This window comes from Bradyrhizobium sp. HKCCYLS2038 (assembly GCF_051167655.1).
Classification (GTDB): domain Bacteria; phylum Pseudomonadota; class Alphaproteobacteria; order Rhizobiales; family Xanthobacteraceae; genus Bradyrhizobium.
Map to the genome: position 1 here is coordinate 1 of NZ_JBNPTM010000023.1, position 20632 is coordinate 20632.

Sequence of the window (20632 nt, forward strand, 5' to 3'; positions counted from 1 at the left end):
TGGTCGGAGCGGCAGGATTCGAACCTGCGACCCCTGCGTCCCGAACGCTGCGGCGCTGGTTGCATCCGTTGAAATCGCTACGTTTTTGACGACGATTGATCTCGTTTGACCGCGTTTCGTTCCGGCTTTTCATTGGCGGACACTTGGCAAATCGACCTCAAAATTATGTTGACAATTTGCATAATGGCTGTAGGGTGAGCGCATCAACAACGGAGCGCCGCCATGGTAACTACCAACATTGAAATCGGCCAAATCTATCGCGATACTTACTTCGACGGTTTAAACGAAGGTCGGCAAGAATACCGCACCATCAAGATCACCGCAATTGAGGGTGAAAAGGCACATGCCATCACGCTGACGGATTGTCTCGGAAATCCTTCGACCCGGAGAACCCGCGTTTCGTTTAAGACGCTCCGAAACGGCTACGTGCTGGTTTCGCCGAGGGTGGCAGACTAAGCCGCCCGCCGCACAGCTCAACCAGGAAACACCAGCATGAACGCTCACGAAGCAAATTCAAAGGTCGTCGAGATCGCCAAGGCTCTCGGCATGGAAGCAAACTACCGATCGGGCATGTATACGCTGCGACTGAACGGCCAATACGTCGGCCAGATGTCTGCCGAAGCTTGGTTGGACCATCTGCGCCATTGCCTGATTGCAGTCAAACGCTCCTAAGCCGCCCGTCGCTTCTTCCGAATCGTCTCGTGCACGTCTGCCGAGTGGTCGGGGTGGTGATGACCGTAGACCCTGACCAGCGTCTCGACGGACATTGCCAGAAACCCGGCGATCTTGAACGGCTCGCCGCCGCCCTGCATGAGCCACGTAGCGACGGTGTGCCGCCAGATGTGCGGCGAGACGTGTCGGCCTAGAACGCCCTGGCAGGCCGCCACGGCGGCGTCATGCGCCTTCCGGACCTTCGCCACCGGCTCCCCGTTCCATTCGACCACGTAGCGCTGCCCGCGCGCTTGCCAGCGGCGCAGGTGCGCCAGGAGCGGCCCCGGCACCCGAACCAACTGCCGGCGCTTCTTTGACTGCGCCTGCCCCGGCGGGAGGGCATAGAACATTCCGGTCTTGAGGTTGACCCATGCCCGATCGTTCGGTCGGCGCGGCTCGAGCGACGCCTCGCAGATCACCCCGGCGCGGCTGCCCATGTACCGCGCCACAACCATGAACCGGGCGACGTGCTTTCGGGTCGCGCGATCGGTCGCCCGGAGGTTCTGCTGCTCGCGATAGCGCCAGGCGTGCCAGATCAGCGCCGCGGCCTCGCCGCGCTCGAGATAGTCCTCTTTGGGTCTAGATTTTTCGGGCAGCACCACCGAGACAATTCGGTCGTGCAGTCCTTCGCGGCGGTGGTGATTGATCGCGGCCCGGAAGTCCTCAAGCTCGCGCCGAGCGGCGCCGGCCGTCCTGGTCGCCGCATATTCGCGGCAGGTATCGCCGATCACCTCGGACAGCTTTTTGTCGCCCCAAAACTTGCGGAGCGCCTTGATCCGCAGCAGCGTCTCGTAAGGTGGATCTTTGTCGGTGACGTATTTTGCCAAGACGTCGTTGACGTCGATCTGTGACGGGTCGCGCGATCCGACGGTCGGTGCAGTCTTTTGCGCCAGATAGACCTTTAGCGCTTCGTCCTTTTCGCGCTCACTCGCGCCAATGCCAAGTCGAGTCGCGTGCTGCTTAGTTCCGTCGAGGATAAGCCAAGCGGGCTCATGGGTGAGTTTGCCGGCGGTGTCGTATCGTGCCGGGCGCAACCAGAATCGCGGACCTTTGGCTCGACGCGGCACAGTTCCCTCATCCTGGCAATTGCGGACAAGGTGGTATAGTCTTTCCCGGCGACCCGCTCAATCACAAGTCGACCTCGCGCCGCTTCTTTCCGCAGACCGCTGGCGGTCATGCCGCCGCCGGGAAAGGCGATCTCCGCGGCGGAAGCGAGGCGCAGAGGCGTGTCGGGGCCGGGAGTGGTCACAGCACCCGCTCAATCCGCACCTTGACCGCGCGCCAGCCGTTCCGGTTGTTGGTGCCCTCGTCGCTGTTCAGCGTCCGCACCCGGCGCGCGGCGCCGTCGAGCGACGCGGAGGCGATCGGCCCGTCGGGCTCGAACTCGTCGAAGAACCCTTTGGTCGGGTGCCAGGCTGCCCAACCAGTCGCGGAAGATTCGACCATCGGCAACGGCGAATGTTTTGGCTTGTCCGCCTGCTTTGCGCGGATCTTCTCCATGATCTCGGGAGCAGAGATGCGAGCTAATTCCGCCTCACCGGCGTCGTCGTGGTCAATGTCAATGCATGAGCACAACGCCGAAAAGGTGATTGCCACGCCGCCGACTTCTTGAAATGGATCGCCCACAGGTCGACCGAACACGTAGTCGACGAGTTGGTGCGCTTCGCTGCGCGTGCAACCGGTCGATTGCACCAGTTCGAGCGCTTCCTCAAGAAATCGGTGATTGCGCTCGGTGGTGTCGCGGCAGATCTCCTGCGAAAAACAAGCCATCAACCAATTCAAAACACGCCTCTGAAACGTCATGGTCAGATCGCCCCTGCGTGTCTGATCGGCTGGTTCGTGCTCATCAAACGATCGTCGTCTGACGAAATCCCCACGAAGTCGCGCACGCTCTCACCTCCTACCGCGCTTGGCGGCTCGGCGAGATAGTAGCCCCGGCCCCACACCGTCCCGATCGTGTTCGGCGGAAGCTTTTTGCGAAGCTTGCAGATAAACACGTCGATGATCTTGACATCGGGCTCGTCCATCCCGCCGTACATGTGATTGAGGAACATTTCCTTGGTCACCGTTACGCCCCTGCGCAGAACGAGCAGTTCCAGCATGGAATATTCCTTGCCGGTCAGCGCGACGTCTTGGCCGTTCACCTCGACGCGCTTGGTGTCGAAATTGATCGTCACGTTACCGACGGTGACACGGTTCGCCGCATGCCCGCGCGATCGACGCACAATAGCGTGGATGCGCGCGACCAACTCGTCTTTGTGGAATGGTTTGGTCAGATAGTCGTCGGCGCCAAGCGCGAGACCGCGCACCTTGTCCTCAATGCCGTGCAGACCGGAAATGATCAGGATTGGCGTGCGGATTTTTGCTGCACGGATTTGCTTAATGCAGTCGAAGCCGGACATATCGGGCAGGTTCAAGTCTTGCAGCACGATATCGTAGTCGTACATCTTGGCGAGGTCGACGCCATCCGCGCCTTCGTCGGTCACGTAGACGTTGAAGCTTTCCGACTTCAGCATCATTTCGATCGACTGTGCGACCGCCGCATCGTCTTCGACCAACAGAACCCGCATCGTCCGATCTCCCTGCCCTATGCCTAACGAGAGGTTGCGCGCGCGTATGTTGATTGTCAACATTCAATCGCCAAGGCGTGCCGGATGCACCACGCTTTCGCCTCGGCGAGATTGTCGACCACGACCGTAGCAGCCATGCCGGCGCGCATTAGTCGCGGGTGCATCTCGCGTTGAGCCGGTGACAACTGCCGCTCGGGAGGCTGCAGACCACCTGGCTTTTTCCACTCCATTCCGAACAGCAATCCAAACGTGCCTTCTGCGAATCGGGTCGGGCGCAGAAACAAAAGATCGTGGATTCCTGCAGCGACTCCAGACTCCTTTAGTCGTTTGCCTTCAATCGCATTGCGTGTCCCACCATTAGGTGTATGCCAACACACCACACCCGGAATCAACGCTGGCGACTTCGTAGGAACACCTTGTTTGTCGGGCCATCCAACTAACCACTGGAAAAATGCTCTCTGGATCTGAAACTCACTCGGTTGCGGCACTTGACACCCTCAAACGTTCTCTGCGTGCAAGCATTGCTGCTTTCCAATTGGCTCTATGCTCGGCTGACTGCGGTTTACCCTTTCGCGCTGCGCTTACTTTGGCGCGCGATTCTGCCGAAAGACTTTTACCTTTGTGCGCTGCGCTCAATTTTGCACGATGCTCTGCTGACAACTCTCTACCTGCCAGGGTGGCGCTAATCTTGGCTCGCTGTTCGACTGTGATTATCTTCCCCTTGTGTGCCGCCCCAATCTTTGCAGAATGTTCGGCGGATCGTGCTCGACCTCTCAAAGCTTGACTGATCTTGGTTCGCGTCTCGACGGGGATTTCTTGCCCTTTCAAAGTCGCGCTGATCTTTGCCCTTTGCTCCGACGAGATCAGTCTACCCTTGTGTGCTCTACTAATTTTCGCACACCACTCTGCGGAAAGTTTTCTTCCTTTCTGAGCGGCGCTGATCTTTGCTCGCGCCTCATCAGAGTGAACCATGCCGGGAGTGCCAGACCCACCGTCCGCAACGTTTGCTGTTTTCGGGTAAAGTAATCTTAATGACTGAATCCAGAATCGTTCGCGTGCTCGCCAGTCCCCATCGGTAGGCACAATCTCTACTATTTTGACTTGGACGTAACTCTCACCGCATGCGGTGAGCCATTGAGAAACTGGTTTGTTCGGGAATTTCCGTGCCGATGAAAAGTGGGCAATCAGCCGTTTGCGCGGCTCGTTAACGGTTTTGCCGCAATAAAACGGGTATCCCGAGGGCCACCCGGAGGCAACCGTTTCCGGCCGAATATCAATCAGCCAGTAGATTGTTGTCGGGAGAACGTTTGATCGGCGAGGCATTTGTTTACAATAAACATTGCGCCTCGTCGTGTCAACGAATGACTAGTTTTTCCGCTTCTTTTTCGTACCAGTCATAGTTCACCCGGTTCCAATCGAAGTCCGACGCGCGGCAGCAGTCCGCCACCAAATAGCCGGCCTGTAACCCCTGCTCGCGGATCTCATACCGAGACTTGTTCGCCGTGTGGATTCGCGGGTCGTGCGTGTCGGGCGGCAGCGTTTGCAACACCGAGTAATAAAGCGAATCACCAATGCCGTTCTTGCGCTTGTAGTGCCCCGCCGGCCCCTTCGGCGGCATCACCTTGCGCAGCGGTGCGCCGTCGCGGGCGATATAGTAGCGCAGCGTTCGTTGCACCTCAGTGTCACCGATGTAGAGCTTATCCGATCGCTTGATTTTCTCCCGCAGCATGAACAGGTGCGGGTCGTCGCACTCGTGAATCGTCTGCGCGATGGGAACGCCCCTGGTCATGTGGTCGACCGCGGCCTTGATGGTGATCAGCGCCGAGAGATCCTTGTGCCAGGCGGGCGGGCTCGCGTTGCTGATGTCGTCTGGAAAATTCACAGGGTACCAGAACCGACCCTTGAGCTTGAGCTTTCCGGAGGTCGCCTGCGCCACGTAGTTGTTGACGTCGCCAATCCACATTGCCGAATATTCGACGTCTTCAAGCACGAGACGCGTGTAAGCTTGCCATGCCGCCTCAATCTCGACGGCGCGCGGCAGCATGTCACGGCGGATGGTGTAGGTTATGCCGTCCGTGTTCGCCTGCAGCAGCCGCACCGTGGGCACCGTCAGCAGCCATTCGGCGAGCATGCAGAGCAGGAACTGCCCGTTGATGGTAATCGCCATGGTCAAGCGCGTGTCGTAGAAAATCGAGTGCTCGCTGTTGCTGTTGCCGTAGGTGCCATTCGCAGCGAGCTTGAACGCGTTCGACCGCGGCGTTCCTTTCTTGTATTTGGCGCGCTCGACGGGCAGCTGTGCGTACTCGAAAACAAATCGCTCGCCGAGGTGTTCCGGGTAGAGGCGATTGACGATCGCGATAGCCGGATAGAGACCCGCAACGTCGATGTCGCGAATCATCGTCTCTGCGTCGGCACGCACGATCTGCGCCGGCACGCATCCGTGAATGCCGCCCATACCGAAATGGAAATCGAAACCGCCGACGGTCGCGCAGACGTCGGTGAAAACGCCCTTGGTCTTGAGCTTGCCGGTGATCTCGTCTTCCGTGATCGCCTGGCCGCGCATCCAATCTAGGACGCGGTTGAACTCGGGGTGATCGAATCGGATGTAGGGAAAAATGATCTCGGAGAATGCGACGCGGTGCCGGCGCGTTTGGCGCTTCTGCCTGCGACCGTCGACCCACTCGTAACAAACATCGTCGCCGAGACGCTGTTCGAGGATCTTTGATCCGATCTTGGAGTCAGACCAGTTGAGAACGTCGCCGTCGAGAATGTCCTGTAGTTCGATGCGGAACTTGATTGCGTCGAGCGAGATCAGCGCGAACCGCTTCGTTTCCTTGACGTCGTGGCGATTGTAGGGAATCAGAACCGAGTCGACATTCCAAGCCGCGATCGGCTCGTCGAACGGCAACGGCATTTCCATAACCGTCTCGGAGCGCATGTTGATCTCGAGCGCCTTGAGGCTGGTCATGCGGGCCTTATTATCGAAGTGCCACAGCTTCAAAAGGTCGATCTGCGGCGCAAACCGCTCACTCTCCCAAACCATCTTGAACATGGTTCGGTCGTGAATCTGCTCCTGCGCCTTTTCGTAAATATCCCAAACGGTGCAGCCGGGATTTTGCCAGATGAAGTGCAAGATGGGATAGTCGAACGCGAGTCCGTTGAACGAAATCATCGGCACGCGGTGCGCTCGCCAGTGCTCGAACCATGCGAGGAGTTCGCGCCGATCGTCGCGGAACTCGCTGATCTCGAACGTGGCTTCCCAATCGCCGAATAGCGGCTGAACGTGAATGCTGAAGCAGTTACATATCGTTTCAATGTCAAAAACGACAGCTTGATGTAAATCGTCGAGCGTGATCGGGATGCGCGGCGGGCGTTCAAACACGCGCAGGGATCTCCAAGACCGGAACGCCGGCCGCGCGCGCCTGGTGTATCATGTCGGCTGTCCCGCGCCCGCCCGGGAACGCGATCACGAGAGTCGGCCGCCCCTCGCGCAGCATGCGACCGTTGCGGATCGGGCCGGCGGCGCGGCCGTCGCGTTCCCAATCGGCCGGGAATGGCAGCACATAGATGCCCCGAGCATCGCCGTATTCGCCTGCAAGCGTATCGGCGCCTCGCGCGCAACCCTGAATGATGCACTCGAACCCGCTAGCCTCGCGCTGGTAGTGGTCCAACACAACGAACAGGTAACCCGCGTCGCTGAAGTCACGACCGCCGCAGACGAGAACTCGGTGCATTGATCACCCCTGGAAAACGGTTGGGAGGCTGCGGACTCGAACCGCACTTTCCCGCGAGGGAATCGAACCCTCTCGACATATCTGCCGGCGCAATCCAGCGACCTCCCGGAAAAGTCGCGGCGGGCGCCGCACGCGAGACTTACCTCGACGCCCGCCGGATCTCGTGAAGTCTACCGGCCCGGGATGGGCGGCAGACCGGCCGGCGCCGCGCCGGGGATCGGCGGCGGGGCATAGACGGGCGCAGCCGGGGCAGCGGCGACCGGCGGCGGGGCATACTGCGGAGCCGGTGCGGGCGCTGCGGCGGGCATCGGAGGCAGACCAGCCGGAGCGGCGGCGACCGGCGGTGGGGCATATTGCGGAGCGTAGGAAGGTGCGGGAGCCGGAGCGGGCTGCGGCGTTGCGGTCGATCCGCCGAACATCTGCTGCACCGAGCGCGCCGCGGTGCCAATCGCCTCGCCGACACCGACGAACAGGATGCCGTCGAAGTTGAATTTCACGCCCTTCGCGCGGTCGTCGTAGGTGAACGCGTTCGTCGAGACGATGCAATAATCGCCGCCCTTGTACATGTCCTGCATGCCGACACGGCGCGCCGGAATCTCCATGTCCGTCCCGTTCTGCCTCACGCAGACCTTGGGAGCGAAATTGGCGCTGAACTTGACGATCCAGCATCCGGCCCGCCATGGCGACTTCGCGAGCTTCGCAGGATTGTCGCCGTCCTGGATCGGCCAATTGCCGCCGGCCGGAAATTGGCCGCCGAAATCGGTGCAACGGCTGATGGCCTGCATGGCGAGATCAGAGAAAATCTTGTAGTTCGGGCACTGCATCGAGTCGTTGTTGAGCTTCGGAACGAGACCGACGAATTCATGACGCTGCTTTTCGGCGGGGATTGCCTGGCCGTTGCCATCCTTGGTGCGCTTCTCGTGGATATAGAAATAAGCGCCGCGGATCACGGGAGTCGCGATGTAGTCCGAACGAGCCGTTTTGTGGGGCATCTGAGGTTCCTAGTTTTCGAAGGCTTTCAGTTTTGTTAATTTACAACATGGTTGCAGATTGTCAACATTTACTTCGGTCCGAACATCTCCTGCGCGGTCCGAGGCGCCCACGGCTTGCGCTTGTCCGAGGCGAGCGCCAGGACCGGACCGTTATCCGGACGGGTGGCAATCGCCTTGACCTCCGCTTCCGGGATGCCGCGTTCGATCGCCTGCGTGGCGGTCGGCAGATCCAGCGCGTCGACGCCGAGCTTGCTCACAACGAGTGCGCGCGCCGCAACCGGATCAGTCCAGGTCAAGTTGCCTTCGGCCTTGACGATCTTGGTGCCTTCCGGCGCCGATCCCTTGACCAGGGCGATTTTCTGCCACGCCTTTTCGGCATTCTTGAACGCATCGACGATCGGCTTTTTGCAGTTCATGAACAGCGCCCATTGCTCGGGCGGCACCTGGTCAGCAGTCATCAGGCCGGCGACGAGCGCGCCGATCTGCGCAAGCATGTCGCGGCTCGCATCGCATCGGCCGAACAACGGGCAATAAGTGCATTGCTCGCCGGCGACGAACGACTTCGGCCCGCGGGGGATCGCGGCGACCTTCTCCGCCCAAGCGTAGAGCGATTCGACCGGCTCGACCCATTGCTTGACGCGCGGCACCGGTCGGAAATCGTTTGGCTGCACCACCGCGTAGCGCACCCATTTCACCGGCAGCTTGTGCGTGAACATCGACGCCGCCGCATAGATGCGGAGTTGTTCGTTCTCCTCCGCGTCGACGCCGACAACTCCATTCTTCAGATCGACGATGGTCAGAACACCGGTCTCGGGGTGCCAGTGCGCGACATCACAACGACCCCAAATCTGATCGGTGAGCGCAACGCGCTGTTCAACCCAAAGCGTTCCCGGAGGCAATTGACGAACAAACGAGATTGCAAGCGCAACACCATAGGCGGCGAAATGATCGGGATCCACCGACACAGAGTCATTCAGACATCGTTCCAATTCCTCATGAGCTGCGGTGCCTTCCACTGCGGCTTCACCTTCTTCCTGTTCAGGCAACCTAGCGATTGCTTCCGCGCTCGCAGTGCAGTTAACCCACCGATGTGCGCTGCTAGGACTATAGATAGCATGTTGCGCATTAGGGTCCGTGTGGAGACTCATGACATCCTCGCAAATTGTCCGAATTTCTTTTCGGCAGCTATGCGGTACGCTTCCGCCGCATCGGATTTCTGTTCAAAATATCCGAGATGCTGTGACTTACTGTCGACGCTGATTCGTGCTTGCCACTTGCCCACGCCTTTGTGCCATCTCACCCCTTTGAAGCCCGTTCTGTTTTCGCGGTTTGCAGCGCGATTCCCTTGATTTTGAACGTGTTCTGCGACTCGGAGATTGTCGAAAGCGTTGTTTCGTTTGTTCAAATCGTGATGATCGATCTCGCTGCGAGGCCATTCGCCCGTGACGTAAAGCCATGCAAGGCGGTGCGCGTAGAAATACATTTTATCAATACAAATTTGCCAGTAACCGGCGCCTGACGTTCGACCGGCAATATCGCCTGCGTTCAACCCACGACGAGACGCACGCCAACGAAACGTTCCGGTTGATCGATCGTAGTGCAGCATCTCGCGCACACGGTCGGCTGTCATCAACCGTTCTTTCTCAATGCGTCTCGTCGCGGCAGACGTCATCGGCAACCTCCCCCAATGCTCGCACAGATCGGCGGCAAATCGGACCACCAGCGGATCGCGGTCCCCGCGCCGGCCCAAAGCAGTCCGACGACGATAACCGCGATGGTGATCGCGCCAAGTCGTTCGAGAGTTTTCATGCGCGCACCTTTCGAAATCCGCCTGGAACACATCCCCACTTCGCGAGGCGATATCCGCGCGCCGTGTAGCCGTTCTCTGCCATCCATGCCGGCAACACCTGCGCGGCCATGGCGCCACTGCACTGCATCATCGTCGCTTCATCGGTGACGGTGCGTTCGATGCAGGTCTCGGGTGCGGCAGCGAGACAGAGCGTGACGATGACGCTGATTAGCATGGCCATACCTCACGCGCCCAACCGGACCCGATGAAGATTTCGCGTCCATCGTGTCTGACGACATACTGATGACTATCATCGGTATAGCCTCCGTGCGGAACAACGCGTTCGACGTTCAAAACCTCGCCGCGCTTCCACACGTAGTTACTTTTTGTCAGTTCAATTTGCATGACACCACCCCTATTAGTTTGCAGTCGGGCGGGGCCGAATTACCCCGCCCGTTCGCACCCCAGCCCGATCAGGCGATCTGCAGCGCCGTGGCCACGCCGGCGAGTCGCTCGTCGTTCATCAGGCGGATCGCCGCAATGGTGCCCTCCCAATCGGCGCCGGCCGACACGACCATGAACGGCGGGGCCGACAGCCACCCGACGAGCGCCTTCTTGTTGTCGTCCGAGCCCGCGGCGCGCGCCTCGAGCGACGCAATCACCTTGCCGGCGAGAATGCCGGACGGCGGCACGACCGGGGCCGGCGGAGGCGCAGGCGGTGCGGGCGGTGCGGGCGGCGGGGGCGGAGCGGCGGCAGTCTGGCCGGTGCGATCCAGGAAGGCCGGCACGCCGTTCGGGCCGGGCGTGGTGTCCGGAGCCGCACCCGGGATCGAGGCCGGCGGCGGGGCGGTCGCGGTGGCCGGTTCGGGCTGGTTCTTCTTCGGGCGGCCGGGCTTGCGCTTCTCGCTGTCGGTGCCGGTCGCCTCATCGTTCGCCGCCGCGGGGGTGGCGCCGTCGCCGCCGAGCAGGCCGCGCGCGACGATCTCCATGTCTTCGCCGAAGATCTTGGAGAGCAGCGCGGACTCGGATTCGATGTAGCCGGCCAGTTCCTTGAGGCTGCCGAATTCGCTTTCCGCTTCCACCGACGATCGCTTGAAAGTCACCCTGAGGGTCATGATTAGTCCCTTGTTAGGAGGTTGCAACAATGCGCAAAGTAAACACGCAATGACGATTGTCAACATAAATTCGCCACAGCGACGCGAATCGTTCCTCGCGCGTGAAACAAAAAATGTTGTCTTTCAACTCAAAATCTTATTGACAACACCATTTCTCCCGTTAATTTCCGGGCAATTGGTATTAGAGGCGGGAGAAATAAGACCGTGGCGAAACGCAAGACGCTGCAATCTCTAGAGGAGTCCGTTTTCACGGAGTCAAATCTAGCGGCAATGGCCAAGGATCTGAAAAGCCGGCGGTTCGCGCTGGATCGGACGACTATTTCCGACGACCTGGTGACCGGTCTCCGCGCGATCATCACCAAAGACGGCAACGTCACCTATCACGCGTCGTATCATCTCGGCGACCAGCGGCCGTTTTTGAAGCTCGGCGTCATGGATCCGAAGGCGGCCGACCATATCAGCCTCGACGATGCCCGCGAACTGACCAAGACCATCAAGGCGCTTGCCGCGAAGGGGATCGACCCGCAAGACGGATTGCACCGCCGGCTCATCAAGGAATTGAAGGAACGCGGCACGCGCTGGCGACCCTGATACTACATCTAGCGCCGATCGGCGCTTTTCGTTTCAATGTTGACTTTTTACATTGGCGCTCCCATACTGCGCCTCCCATGCTTCCCCCTTGCCCCGTTCCGCTTCCACCCTGCCCGGTGCCTCCGCCTGCGATCTGCGCGTGCGGCAAAGCCGAGATGGACGGCGTGCGCTGTCGGCTCGGTGCCACGCATAAGGCGCGCTCATGATTGCCCAACTGTTCAATGGCGACTGCCTCGACATCATGCCGACGCTGCCGGCGGCGAGCGTGGACTTGATCCTTTGCGATCTGCCATATGGGACGACGCAGAACAAATGGGACAGCGTGATTCCGCTCGACCGGCTTTGGGCGGAGTATTGGCGCATCGCGAAGCCGAGCGCCGCGATTGTGCTGACAGCACAGCCTCCATTCGACAAGTTGCTCGGCGCGTCGTGCCTTGAATTCATGAAATACGAATGGATCTGGCAAAAGAGCCGCGCTACCGGGCATCTGAACGCGAAACTGCAGCCGATGAAGGCGCACGAAAACGTGCTCGTGTTTTACCGTCGTCAGCCGACTTACAATCCGCAAGGACTCGCGCGGAAACTTGTTCCAACCATCCGCAAGGGTGGCGGCGGAAACGGTACGAATTACGGTAAATCCGATCGCGACGCGCTGCAGGAATTCACCGGCTATCCGACGTCAATTTTGCCGGTAGGTAGCGAGGGCAATCCGGTACACCCCACACAAAAGCCCGTCGCGCTGATGGAATACCTCATCCGGACGTATACGAACCCCGGCGATCTCGTGCTCGACAACTGCATGGGATCGGGAACGACGGGAGTCGCCGCGCGCAACACCGGACGACGTTTCATCGGCATCGAACGCGACCCGGGATATTTCGCGATCTGCCAACGGCGAATCGGCGCCGAGCAGCCAGATCCGTTCGCGCACATCCTGGCCGTTCTTGACGCCGATCGCGAAGCCCGCCGCCTGTTGGCCGAGTTGTTCCCCGCATGAGCCATCCCGTGCAAGTCGCGCCACTCGACTATTACGCGCGCCACAAATGCGCCCTGTTCCCGATCCCGCCCTGCCCGGTGCCTCCGCCGTCCGCACCGATGGTGTGCGCATGTGGTCGACCGGAGAATGATGGCGGACCGCGCTGCGCGCTCGGCGCGACGCATAGGGTGCGCTCATGACCCGAATCGTCATTTTCCAATCTAAGCAGTTCGCCCCCGAAAGGGTCGTGTCGACCTATGCGCGGCTCTATTCGAACGGCGAGGTCAAACTGTTCGACGTGGACAAGCGACACAAGACGCTCCGCGAACAGTGGGTGTTGTCGAGCACGCTTGACGACGAAACTAGGGCCAAACTGCGCCTCGGCGAGCAAGTCCTGATTTCCGGCCTGACAATGCAGCAGCGGGAATCGACATGACCCGCATCAGTCTCCCGAACGGCGTGACACTGTTTCACGCCGATTGCCGCGATGCGCTCCGGTCGCTGCCTGACAATTCGATCGACGCGGTGCCGTGCGATCCGCCTTACGAACTCAACTTCATGGGCAAGGGCTGGGACGACACGGGCATCGCCAACGACCCGGCGCTATGGGCAGAAGTGCTGCGGGTCTTGAAGCCGGGCGGGCACCTCGCCGCGTTCAGCGCATCGCGAACTTATCATCGCATGGCCTGCGCGATCGAAGATGCGGGCTTTGAGATCCGCGATTCGCTGATGTGGATTTACGGAACGGGCTTTCCGAAATCGCATGATGTCAGTAAGGGGATTGATAGGGCCGGTGGTATCTCGCCCCGCGATCAGGCTGCGTTATTACGTGAGCGACGCGAAGCGGCTGGCGTGTCGCGAGAAGGTCTGGCGGCTGCAATCGGATGCACAGTCTCCAGTGTCCGTGATTGGGAAGAAGGACGCGCACGCGCTACCGGCGCGGCGATTGAATGGCTTGTTCCTTCTGATAAATACCGCGCAAAACTGGCCAAGTTGCTTGGCTATAGTACCGACGAACGGGAATTGATCGGGGTTGCGCTTGATCGGCGCGGCGACGAAACGGTTATCGGCCTTGGTCATTCTGGCGCGTTGCGCACGGGCGGGCACACCGCTGCCGCCGCCGAGTGGGAAGGATGGGGCACCGCGCTGAAGCCCGCGTTTGAGCCGATCGTGCTCGCGCGCAAGCCGCTGTCAGAAGGCACGGTTGCGGCGAACGTGCTGCGATGGGGTACGGGCGCGCTGAATATTGATGCGTGTCGGGTAGGTCTCGCAGAAGGTGAAACACCCTATTCGTACCCGAACGGTGCTGGCGGTAACACTTTCAGCGTCGCCAAGGGGATTGATGGAACTCGTACCGAACCGGTTGCCGGGAATGCTGCAGGCAGATGGCCCGCCAACGTGGTTCACGACGGGTCGGACGAAGTGATTGCGGCGTTTCCGACCACCGCGCCGAGTCGTATTGGAAAGCCGCGCGGCGCAGCCGCTGGCGAAGGTTGGGGCATGACGCAGACGGGCGCCGAGTACAGCGACTCCGGCTCTGCCGCCAGATTCTTCTACAGCGCCAAGGCGTCGAAAGCCGATCGCGCCGGCAGCAAGCATCCGACCGTCAAGCCGATCAGCCTCATGGAATGGCTGGCCAAGCTGATCACGCCTCCACAGGGCGTCATATTAGACCCGTTCGCGGGCTCGGGCACGACCGGCGCCGCGGCGGTGCGGGCCGGCTTTCGAGCGATCCTGTGCGAGCGCGAGGACGAATACGTGACCGATATCAAGCGGCGACTCGGCAATAGCCTTGACGCGCAGATTGCCGCCGATCACGAGGCTCGCCGCCTGCTCACTGAGTTGTTCCCCGCATGACAGTGACCACCGCGCCGCTCGACTACTACGCGCGCCACAAATGCGCCTTATTCCCGATTCCGGCGGGCAGCAAAGCGCCAGGCAACGCCGCGTTTTGGTCCGTCGATGGGGCCGCCGGCAGTTTCAAAAAGCACCACTCATCCGACCCGGCACAATGGGCCGCCTGGTCTGCCGAGCATCCGGGCTGCAATTTCGGGCTCGTCGCTTTCGCCTCGCGGCTGATCGTGGTCGATATTGACACCAAGATCGGCATTGACGCGGCGTGGGCGCTGTGGTGCGGGCTGTGCGCCGAGTGGCAAATTCCGGTCGCCATGCCGCATGTTCGATCGGCGCGCGGCGGCTGGCATGTCCTGTTCGCCGTCCCCGCCGACCTCGACCCCTCGACACTGCGCCAACCGGACGCAATCAAGTCGCACATCAACGTTCGCTGCATCGGCTATGTGGTCGCCGCGGGCAGTTATTACGACGGCACCGCCAAGGGCGAAGAGTCCGGCCACTATCAGTTGCTCTCCGACGCCGCGCCCTACCCTGCGCCGGCCGCGCTCGTCGAGCACTGCACCCGCAAGCCTGCGCCGGTCCGCGCTACCACCACGCCGCCGGGCTCGCTGGATCCGGCCGGCACGGCCACGCTGCTGGAATGGCTCAATGAGCGCGAGCAGTTCACATCCTATGAGGATTGGCTGCATATCGGCATGGCGCTCAAGCTCGAATTCGGCGACGCCGGGTTCGATCTCTGGTCGCTGTGCCATGACCAGACCGTGACGCCGGACACCGCGGCGAGCAAATGGGAATCGTTTGCCACCGAGCCCGATTCGCACAGCGTGACCCTGCTTTCGTTCATGCAGCGCGCACACAAACTCGGGTGGAAGGGCTCAATCGGCCGCAGCGCGCAGGCGATGTTTGGTGGCGTCGTGGCGCAGATCGCAGCGGGCGCCGGCGCCGCGCTGCCGGGCGCTGTGCCCATGCTCGCCGGCCAGGAGGAATTGACACGCCTCGCCACGCCGCTGCTCGAAGAATTCCTGACCGTGACCACCGACGCGCCGGGCGTGCCGCTCAATCCTGACTTCCCGACGCTGCCCGAAACGATGGCGGGTCACGGTCTCTACTCCATCATGACGGAATGCGTCGCGCGCGTCTTTGCGCTCGCCGATGCGCCCAAGTTCAAGCCGTCCCGCGTGAACGACCCGCTCGCGGTGCTGCATCAGTTGCATCCGGACGTGTTCGAGTCGGTGTGCCGTCGGCTGCGCCTGGCCGGGCACAAGCTCGACGATCGGCGCGTGCGGCTCGCCTCCGCGGCGCTACAGGAAGCTGTCGAGCGCGTCACCGTCACGCAGGACAAATGGGAGTATGACAGCAAGGGCGAGATCCAGTCGGACAACCCGGACAACGTAGTCGTGCTGCTCGGCGTGCTGTCGCTGCAAGTCCGCTGGAATGCGTGGCTCGAGCAAATGGAAATCCAGGGCGGCACCGATCCGGAGTTTCGATGGCCCGAATGGACCTACGTCGACGACACCGTGATTGCCAAGCTCCTCACCCGATCGCGGCGGACCAAGACGCGTTTTCGGCCCGGCAAAGATTTCCTTTGGGAAACGCTGATCACCGAATCGCGCAAATACGAAGTCGACCCAATCCTAGATCATCTCGCGACGCTCGAATCGGAATGGGACGGCACGCCGCGGCTCGCCTCATGGCTCACGCGCTATTGCGGCGCTCCGGCTGACGATGTGCATCGCTGGATTGGCATTCTCACAATCGGCGGCATGGTTCTCCGCGCCCGCGTGCCGGGTTGCAAGTTCGATTTCATGCCTGTTCTGTACGGTGTCCAGGGCAGCAGCAAGAGCACGCTCGCCGCGGTGCTCGCCGATATGGGACAGACGTCGCTTGCCGGCATCAAGGCCGGGCTCGGGCGCAACTTCACCGACAATGTGATGTTCGGCGACGCCGCCAAGGAACTAGTGCTGTCGCTCGCGGGCGTGCTGGTCGCCGAGATTGGAGAAATGGGCACGCGCAGCAATACCAACGTCGCGCACGTCAAGGCGATGATCTCGCGACCGAAGGACGAAGGCCGGACCGCCTACGCGCGCGCCGTAACGAAGCGCAAGCGCCGGAACATCTTCATTGGCACCACGAACGACGACCAGCCGTTGACCGATCCGACCGGCAACCGGCGCTTTCTGCCGGTGCATGTGCGCCAGGCGATCGACCTTGAGGCGTTCGCGCGGGACATCCGGCAACTGGTCGGCGAGGCGGCGGCGATGCAGACGCGCGGCGAGCGGTTCGAGCTGCCGCCGACCATGTACGAAGTGATGGGGCATCATCAGGAGCACGCGCGCCAGGCGTCCGACATTGAGGTGCTGTTCGACGATTGGTTCGGCGCCGACGTCGAGGCGTTCGTCACCAAGGCGGATCTTGTGCGGCTGTGCGACGCCGCCGGCCGCAAGAATCTCACGCAGGTCGTGCGGACCGTGATGTATCGGCTCGGATACGAGGAAACTTCACTGTCTAGGTTCGGCGGCAAAGAGAAGGTCAAAATCTGGTATCGGGCGCGCGGCGAAGTGCCGCCAAAGGACATCCCGAATCGGTTGCCGCAATATCAGGTCGATGTGCAGGCGAACGGCGGACCGCGCGTCGTGCTGCGGCCGGCGCTCGGCGCTGCGCTGCCGGCACCACCGATTCCACTTCCGAGGCGTTGACCTCAAATTTATGTTGACAATAAACATACGGCTGCTAGGGTGAGCGCACCGAAACAGGAGCGAACATCATGCGCAACGACATTCACCGCCCTTCCGCTATCAACCCGACCGACTATCATTTCGTCGCTTTCGAATACATCAAGGTCGAATCGATGGGCGACGCTATCTATCTCGGTGAGCAGCGCCGCCTCATCGCTTGTCATATGGAGCGGACCGGCGGCAAGCGCGCGACGCACGAGCACGGCGGCACCTGCAATGTCTGCGGCGCTGCAGCGATGTATACGGCGCTGTTCCATCACGTCCCCTCGAATGAATACATCCGCGTCGGTCAGGATTGCGCCGACAAGCTCGATTGCGGCGATTGGGACGCCTTCCGCAAGGTTGTACGTGACGCGCGCGAGCAGGCGAAGGGTAAGACCAAGGCTAAGGCGGTGCTGACTGATGCCGGGATCGCAAAGGCTTACGATATTTGGGACGTCAACGGCTCACCGGCCGGACGCGAGGAAGAAATCATCTGTGAAATCGTGATGAAGCTGGTCAAATACGGATCGATCAGCGACAAGCAAATCGCGTTCGTTCGCAAGCTGTTGAACAATATCGAAACCCGCGCCGATCGTATGGCTGCCCGTGCGGCCGAACACGCTGCAGCGGCGCCGTTGCCGGTCAGTGACAAGCGCGTCACCATCCGCGGGACGGTCATCACCATCCGCGTTCCGGACTATGACCGCGGCGACTGCGGACCGATCCGTATGCTCGTGCAGCACGCGGACGGTTGGAAAGTGTGGGGATCTGTTCCGTCGAACCTGCTAGCCGATTTGAAGCGCGGCCAGCAAGTCGAGTTCAACGCGACAATCAAGTCGTCTGACAAGGACGAAAAGTTTGGGTTCTTCTCTCGCCCAACCAAGGCGCGCATCCTCGAGCAGGTAGCGGCGGCCTAGTGCCGCCTTAGCCTACCACACATTGACCATCGGCTCGGCGCGTGCTCTCATAAGGCATGCGCAACGCCCTGTTCGCCACCATCTGGATCGTCGCTTGCCTTGCCGGGCTCGCGGCGCTGGTCAATTACCAGGAGCCGGCAAAACCGCCCGTGTCGGCTGCCGAGCGCTATTGTGCACCCAACGATCGCAAGGATTGCGAGACCATCTTGCGTCTGCGATCGGCGTTTGAAGCACAGCCGCCCGTTTCCCGTGACGAGCGGCTGCTGCGGTCGCTCCGTTAGCAGGGCGGCGGTGGGAACGAAACGGACGGAATAGGCGGGGCCGGCGGATATTCATGCACTTGCATGGACTTTGGCGGTCCTAGCAGATCCGGGAACGTACCGCTCGCAATGGCACGGGTGAGGTTGCTGCCGGTCCAGCCACGTAGCCAAATTTTGGTCTTGACGCCGCCAATCACAACGTTTCCACGCTCGAAGCCCAATCGCCGCATGACATCGGCCGTCTGCAGGTGCCGCAGTCGATCGTGCATCGTTTCTTTGCCGATCTGCTTCGCGGCGTCGCGTGCCGTGACATAGCCTGGACGAATGGTGCCGAGAAACGCGGTCATCTTGATCGAATCGTTCGGATCGACATCGGTGCGAGAACACTCGTCGACGAACCGCTTTGCGAGCGCTCGGATGCTCACCGCTTCGGCAGGCGCATTGGCGTCGACGAACCTCAAGAATTTGCGCAACATGATTTGCTCCACTGTTGATTTTCAACATATGACAGAGAACTGAGAACCGGTCAACTTCGGAATAACCGCAGAACCGCTGGAGTTCTCAGTTATTCGGTACGGAAAAACAGAAAGTTCCAACGGTTCGCAGTTCCAGTTCTCGGTTATTCGACACAATTCGGCCTGAATTGGAACACAATGACACGCAAATGCCTCAAATATGCCGCAAAGCGCGAACCGGGATCCGCGGGGGTTCCGCCAACCTATTTGTGCGGTTCTCGCAGATGTTATTGTGATCATTGCTGTTTTTGGCGTTTACTACATCGAACCGCGCTGACCCCCCTTCTCAAACTTTCCTGGCACTAAAACGCTTTCTCTTACAATTTACATGCAACTGCATGGACTTTTTCGAATCTTCTCTTACACTTTTTGGACTGAAGATAGAGTTCTAGTTAGTAAAGAAGCAAAACACTTGGAAAATGAATGGCTTGCGCCAGAACCGCACCAAGAACCGCGGCGGTTCGCGGTTCGGGAGCAAATTTATGTTGACAATCACCATACGCGCCCGTACATTCGAACCATAAGACGGGCCGCGGTGAGATTGAGGTCAGCCCAACGCAAAGGGCGTCAAAGAGATACACCCGAGGTCGCATCCTGTCGCCTGCGCAAAGCCCCGCCCCTCAAAAGGCGGGGTTTTCCAGTTTTATTGCCGATTAGCTCACATTTATGTTGACAATCAACATTGGCCCGACTAGGGTGAGTGCATCAAAGACGGAGACGGACCAATGACCAAGACCCGCGAGACCATCACCGGCACCAAGGCTTTTGCCGAGCGCCTGGCGAACTGCGATATCAATTTCGCGGCGCAGGTGGTTCGCATCGCGGGCGTGTCCGAGGCGGACGCTTACAAGGTGCTGAACGTCTACACCAAGCACAAGCTGATCAAGCGCGACACCTGCAACCAGACCTGGATCGTTAAGCACGGTGGTTTTCTCGAGCGCGATGTTATCCTCCGCGCGCTCGCTTCGGCGGCTGCCTAATGGCCAAGTCCGCCCGCGATAGGATCGCCGCAAAGGCGCGGCGCGCGACCACCGAGGCGCAGAAAGCTGAATGGCGCGCGGCGTGGTTGCGTGTTGTCGCGGCCGGTGGCGGCACCGAACAGAACCGTGAGGCGATGCTGCGCGCCCTGCTCGACGGAAAGAGCGTTGATGAAGCGTTCGCGTTGATGTTTCCGCCCTGCCCGGTACCGTTGCGAAAATAGTTCACTGCTGTCTCACTTTTATGTTGACAGTCAACATATGCGCAGTTAGGGTGACTGCATCAACACGAACCGAGGACACGGACATGCAGAACGCCGCCATCCGGAATGCTAAACAGCTCGTCGAGGCCGGTGTCGCTCAACTTCAAGCGGCTGGTTGGTCCGAGGATCGCATTATTGCGCATCTTCCCTACCTGGCCAGCGAGGCAGTGAAGTTTCTTGCGGCGAAGTCGGCGCAGTAATGCGCACCGTAACCCTGACCCATCTCGACGGCCGCCCGTGGGCATCGGCCGGTTTCCTTCCCGGCGGCGACGTGTGGGGCTGGATCGTCGAGACCGTCGCGCACGAGCACGGGGTGCCCGAGGATGCCGTGGGATGCCTCGAAACCGAGGACGGCGACGCGGTGACCGTGGCGGGAGAACCGATTTATTCTTTGTTGACAATCAACATTCGAAGCGAATAGTCTGCAAATCATCAACCAGGAGAAAGAAACCATGGTCAAGTTTGACGTTCTGAACCGCCTCACGGGCGCTGTGCAGTTCACTGCTGAGATTGAATGTTCTGACGATGCGTTGCCGAGCGTCAAGATTGGTCTTGCTGTGCGATGGGCCATCAAGTCCGGCGCGAACCTGTCCGGCGCGGACCTGTACGGCGCGAACCTGTCCGGCGCGGACCTGTACGGCGCGAACCTGT

Annotated in this window: 26 protein-coding genes and 1 pseudogene; 14 read left to right on the forward strand and 13 right to left on the reverse strand. The window is 60.5% G+C overall.

From position 1 onward, the window contains the following. Nucleotides 1-222: 222 nt before the first annotated feature. Together ACQR1I_RS36680 and ACQR1I_RS36685 are read left to right on the forward strand one after the other, a co-directional pair. Entirely contained in the window at nt 223-456 is a 234-nt protein-coding gene (locus ACQR1I_RS36680) for a hypothetical protein (protein WP_434888990.1), read from the forward strand. A 36-nt stretch (nt 457-492) separates the two neighbouring features. Further along, nucleotides 493-672, forward strand: a complete 180-nt coding sequence (locus ACQR1I_RS36685; RefSeq protein WP_434888991.1) for a hypothetical protein — start codon at nt 493-495, stop codon at nt 670-672. Here the strand turns inward: ACQR1I_RS36685 and ACQR1I_RS36690 are convergent. The 12 genes and pseudogenes from ACQR1I_RS36690 to ACQR1I_RS36745 all read right to left on the reverse strand — a co-directional run bounded on the left by ACQR1I_RS36690 (nt 669) and on the right by ACQR1I_RS36745 (nt 10911). Then, a complete protein-coding gene (locus tag ACQR1I_RS36690) occupies nt 669-1778 on the reverse strand; it encodes a site-specific integrase (RefSeq protein WP_434888992.1) in 1110 nt (369 codons plus the stop codon). The genes ACQR1I_RS36685 and ACQR1I_RS36690 overlap by 4 nt on opposite strands. Nucleotides 1779-1956: 178 nt before the next feature. Beyond that, complete coding sequence (locus ACQR1I_RS36695; RefSeq protein ID WP_434888993.1) at nt 1957-2514, reverse strand: hypothetical protein; 558 nt, start codon at nt 2512-2514, stop codon at nt 1957-1959. Between the two features lie 110 nt (nt 2515-2624). After that, nucleotides 2625-3281 (reverse strand): annotated as a pseudogene (gene ctrA / locus ACQR1I_RS36700) (response regulator transcription factor CtrA); the annotation flags it as partial. Nucleotides 3282-3337: 56 nt separating this feature from the next. Continuing rightward, nucleotides 3338-3769 carry a hypothetical protein gene (locus ACQR1I_RS36705; RefSeq protein WP_434888994.1) on the reverse strand — a complete coding sequence of 144 codons (432 nt, stop codon included), beginning with the start codon at nt 3767-3769 and terminating at the stop codon, nt 3338-3340. Next, entirely contained in the window at nt 3753-4604 is an 852-nt protein-coding gene (locus tag ACQR1I_RS36710; RefSeq protein ID WP_434888995.1) for an NUMOD3 domain-containing DNA-binding protein, read from the reverse strand. Before ACQR1I_RS36710 ends, ACQR1I_RS36705 begins: the two co-directional genes overlap by 17 nt. 31 nt (nt 4605-4635) lie before the next feature. Next, nucleotides 4636-6663, reverse strand: a complete 2028-nt coding sequence (locus tag ACQR1I_RS36715; protein ID WP_434888996.1) for a hypothetical protein — start codon at nt 6661-6663, stop codon at nt 4636-4638. Continuing rightward, the gene (locus tag ACQR1I_RS36720; protein ID WP_434888997.1) at nt 6656-7015 is read right to left on the reverse strand and encodes a DUF2493 domain-containing protein; all 360 of its coding nucleotides are present in this window, start codon (nt 7013-7015) and stop codon (nt 6656-6658) included. Before ACQR1I_RS36720 ends, ACQR1I_RS36715 begins: the two co-directional genes overlap by 8 nt. 170 nt (nt 7016-7185) lie before the next feature. Next, a complete protein-coding gene (locus ACQR1I_RS36725) occupies nt 7186-8007 on the reverse strand; it encodes an ssDNA-binding protein (RefSeq protein ID WP_434888998.1) in 822 nt (273 codons plus the stop codon). Between the two features lie 68 nt (nt 8008-8075). After that, nucleotides 8076-9155 carry a DUF2800 domain-containing protein gene (locus ACQR1I_RS36730; RefSeq protein ID WP_434888999.1) on the reverse strand — a complete coding sequence of 360 codons (1080 nt, stop codon included), beginning with the start codon at nt 9153-9155 and terminating at the stop codon, nt 8076-8078. Continuing rightward, the gene (locus tag ACQR1I_RS36735) at nt 9152-9679 is read right to left on the reverse strand and encodes an HNH endonuclease (RefSeq protein WP_434889000.1); all 528 of its coding nucleotides are present in this window, start codon (nt 9677-9679) and stop codon (nt 9152-9154) included. The genes ACQR1I_RS36730 and ACQR1I_RS36735 overlap by 4 nt, the downstream gene beginning before the upstream one ends. A gap of 133 nt (nt 9680-9812) precedes the next feature. Further along, nucleotides 9813-10031: a hypothetical protein gene (locus ACQR1I_RS36740; protein WP_434889001.1), complete on the reverse strand. Its 219-nt coding sequence runs from the start codon at nt 10029-10031 to the stop codon at nt 9813-9815. Between the two features lie 238 nt (nt 10032-10269). Continuing rightward, the gene (locus ACQR1I_RS36745) at nt 10270-10911 is read right to left on the reverse strand and encodes a hypothetical protein (RefSeq protein WP_434889002.1); all 642 of its coding nucleotides are present in this window, start codon (nt 10909-10911) and stop codon (nt 10270-10272) included. 204 nt (nt 10912-11115) lie between these two features. Here ACQR1I_RS36745 and ACQR1I_RS36750 point away from each other — a divergent pair, with 204 nt between their 5' ends. The 7 genes from ACQR1I_RS36750 (at nt 11116) to ACQR1I_RS36780 (ending at nt 18247) form a co-directional block, all read left to right on the forward strand. Beyond that, nucleotides 11116-11502 (forward strand): integrase arm-type DNA-binding domain-containing protein, encoded by a 387-nt coding sequence (locus ACQR1I_RS36750; protein WP_434889003.1) that lies wholly within the window; start codon nt 11116-11118, stop codon nt 11500-11502. A gap of 202 nt (nt 11503-11704) precedes the next feature. Further along, entirely contained in the window at nt 11705-12499 is a 795-nt protein-coding gene (locus tag ACQR1I_RS36755; RefSeq protein WP_434889004.1) for a DNA-methyltransferase, read from the forward strand. A 175-nt stretch (nt 12500-12674) separates the two neighbouring features. After that, a complete protein-coding gene (locus tag ACQR1I_RS36760) occupies nt 12675-12914 on the forward strand; it encodes a hypothetical protein (RefSeq protein ID WP_434889005.1) in 240 nt (79 codons plus the stop codon). Further along, entirely contained in the window at nt 12911-14335 is a 1425-nt protein-coding gene (locus ACQR1I_RS36765; protein ID WP_434889006.1) for a DNA methyltransferase, read from the forward strand. Before ACQR1I_RS36760 ends, ACQR1I_RS36765 begins: the two co-directional genes overlap by 4 nt. Nucleotides 14336-14337: 2 nt before the next feature. After that, nucleotides 14338-17028 (forward strand): VapE domain-containing protein, encoded by a 2691-nt coding sequence (locus ACQR1I_RS36770; protein WP_434889007.1) that lies wholly within the window; start codon nt 14338-14340, stop codon nt 17026-17028. A 68-nt stretch (nt 17029-17096) separates the two neighbouring features. Further along, nucleotides 17097-17966 carry a hypothetical protein gene (locus tag ACQR1I_RS36775; RefSeq protein WP_434889008.1) on the forward strand — a complete coding sequence of 290 codons (870 nt, stop codon included), beginning with the start codon at nt 17097-17099 and terminating at the stop codon, nt 17964-17966. Nucleotides 17967-18022: 56 nt separating this feature from the next. Beyond that, the gene (locus tag ACQR1I_RS36780) at nt 18023-18247 is read left to right on the forward strand and encodes a hypothetical protein (RefSeq protein ID WP_434889009.1); all 225 of its coding nucleotides are present in this window, start codon (nt 18023-18025) and stop codon (nt 18245-18247) included. Here ACQR1I_RS36780 and ACQR1I_RS36785 read toward each other — a convergent pair. After that, a complete protein-coding gene (locus ACQR1I_RS36785) occupies nt 18244-18702 on the reverse strand; it encodes a hypothetical protein (RefSeq protein WP_434889010.1) in 459 nt (152 codons plus the stop codon). The genes ACQR1I_RS36780 and ACQR1I_RS36785 overlap by 4 nt on opposite strands. A 764-nt stretch (nt 18703-19466) precedes the next feature. Here ACQR1I_RS36785 and ACQR1I_RS36790 point away from each other — a divergent pair. From ACQR1I_RS36790 to ACQR1I_RS36810, 5 genes are all read left to right on the forward strand, one after another. Continuing rightward, entirely contained in the window at nt 19467-19721 is a 255-nt protein-coding gene (locus tag ACQR1I_RS36790; protein WP_434889011.1) for a hypothetical protein, read from the forward strand. Beyond that, a complete protein-coding gene (locus ACQR1I_RS36795) occupies nt 19721-19942 on the forward strand; it encodes a hypothetical protein (RefSeq protein WP_434889012.1) in 222 nt (73 codons plus the stop codon). Before ACQR1I_RS36790 ends, ACQR1I_RS36795 begins: the two co-directional genes overlap by 1 nt. 83 nt (nt 19943-20025) lie before the next feature. Continuing rightward, complete coding sequence (locus ACQR1I_RS36800; protein ID WP_434889013.1) at nt 20026-20181, forward strand: hypothetical protein; 156 nt, start codon at nt 20026-20028, stop codon at nt 20179-20181. Beyond that, nucleotides 20181-20402: a hypothetical protein gene (locus tag ACQR1I_RS36805; RefSeq protein ID WP_434889014.1), complete on the forward strand. Its 222-nt coding sequence runs from the start codon at nt 20181-20183 to the stop codon at nt 20400-20402. The genes ACQR1I_RS36800 and ACQR1I_RS36805 overlap by 1 nt, the downstream gene beginning before the upstream one ends. 31 nt (nt 20403-20433) lie before the next feature. Beyond that, the coding region (locus ACQR1I_RS36810) for a pentapeptide repeat-containing protein (RefSeq protein ID WP_434889015.1) at nt 20434-20632 on the forward strand (199 nt) is incomplete at its 3' end.

Bases quoted from the DNA above. Each gene is read 5' to 3' on its own strand.
- ACQR1I_RS36680 (WP_434888990.1), top strand. From the start codon at position 223: ATGGTAACTACCAACATTGAAATCGGCCAAATCTATCGCGATACTTAC.
- ACQR1I_RS36685 (WP_434888991.1), top strand. From the start codon at position 493: ATGAACGCTCACGAAGCAAATTCAAAGGTCGTCGAGATCGCCAAGGCT.
- ACQR1I_RS36695 (WP_434888993.1), bottom strand. From the start codon at position 2,514: ATGACGTTTCAGAGGCGTGTTTTGAATTGGTTGATGGCTTGTTTTTCG.
- ACQR1I_RS36710 (WP_434888995.1), bottom strand. From the start codon at position 4,604: ATGCCTCGCCGATCAAACGTTCTCCCGACAACAATCTACTGGCTGATT.
- ACQR1I_RS36720 (WP_434888997.1), bottom strand. From the start codon at position 7,015: ATGCACCGAGTTCTCGTCTGCGGCGGTCGTGACTTCAGCGACGCGGGT.
- ACQR1I_RS36725 (WP_434888998.1), bottom strand. From the start codon at position 8,007: ATGCCCCACAAAACGGCTCGTTCGGACTACATCGCGACTCCCGTGATC.
- ACQR1I_RS36730 (WP_434888999.1), bottom strand. From the start codon at position 9,155: ATGAGTCTCCACACGGACCCTAATGCGCAACATGCTATCTATAGTCCT.
- ACQR1I_RS36735 (WP_434889000.1), bottom strand. From the start codon at position 9,679: ATGACGTCTGCCGCGACGAGACGCATTGAGAAAGAACGGTTGATGACA.
- ACQR1I_RS36740 (WP_434889001.1), bottom strand. From the start codon at position 10,031: ATGCTAATCAGCGTCATCGTCACGCTCTGTCTCGCTGCCGCACCCGAG.
- ACQR1I_RS36745 (WP_434889002.1), bottom strand. From the start codon at position 10,911: ATGACCCTCAGGGTGACTTTCAAGCGATCGTCGGTGGAAGCGGAAAGC.
- ACQR1I_RS36755 (WP_434889004.1), top strand. From the start codon at position 11,705: ATGATTGCCCAACTGTTCAATGGCGACTGCCTCGACATCATGCCGACG.
- ACQR1I_RS36760 (WP_434889005.1), top strand. From the start codon at position 12,675: ATGACCCGAATCGTCATTTTCCAATCTAAGCAGTTCGCCCCCGAAAGG.
- ACQR1I_RS36765 (WP_434889006.1), top strand. From the start codon at position 12,911: ATGACCCGCATCAGTCTCCCGAACGGCGTGACACTGTTTCACGCCGAT.
- ACQR1I_RS36775 (WP_434889008.1), top strand. From the start codon at position 17,097: ATGCGCAACGACATTCACCGCCCTTCCGCTATCAACCCGACCGACTAT.
- ACQR1I_RS36780 (WP_434889009.1), top strand. From the start codon at position 18,023: ATGCGCAACGCCCTGTTCGCCACCATCTGGATCGTCGCTTGCCTTGCC.
- ACQR1I_RS36785 (WP_434889010.1), bottom strand. From the start codon at position 18,702: ATGTTGCGCAAATTCTTGAGGTTCGTCGACGCCAATGCGCCTGCCGAA.
- ACQR1I_RS36790 (WP_434889011.1), top strand. From the start codon at position 19,467: ATGACCAAGACCCGCGAGACCATCACCGGCACCAAGGCTTTTGCCGAG.
- ACQR1I_RS36795 (WP_434889012.1), top strand. From the start codon at position 19,721: ATGGCCAAGTCCGCCCGCGATAGGATCGCCGCAAAGGCGCGGCGCGCG.
- ACQR1I_RS36800 (WP_434889013.1), top strand. From the start codon at position 20,026: ATGCAGAACGCCGCCATCCGGAATGCTAAACAGCTCGTCGAGGCCGGT.
- ACQR1I_RS36805 (WP_434889014.1), top strand. From the start codon at position 20,181: ATGCGCACCGTAACCCTGACCCATCTCGACGGCCGCCCGTGGGCATCG.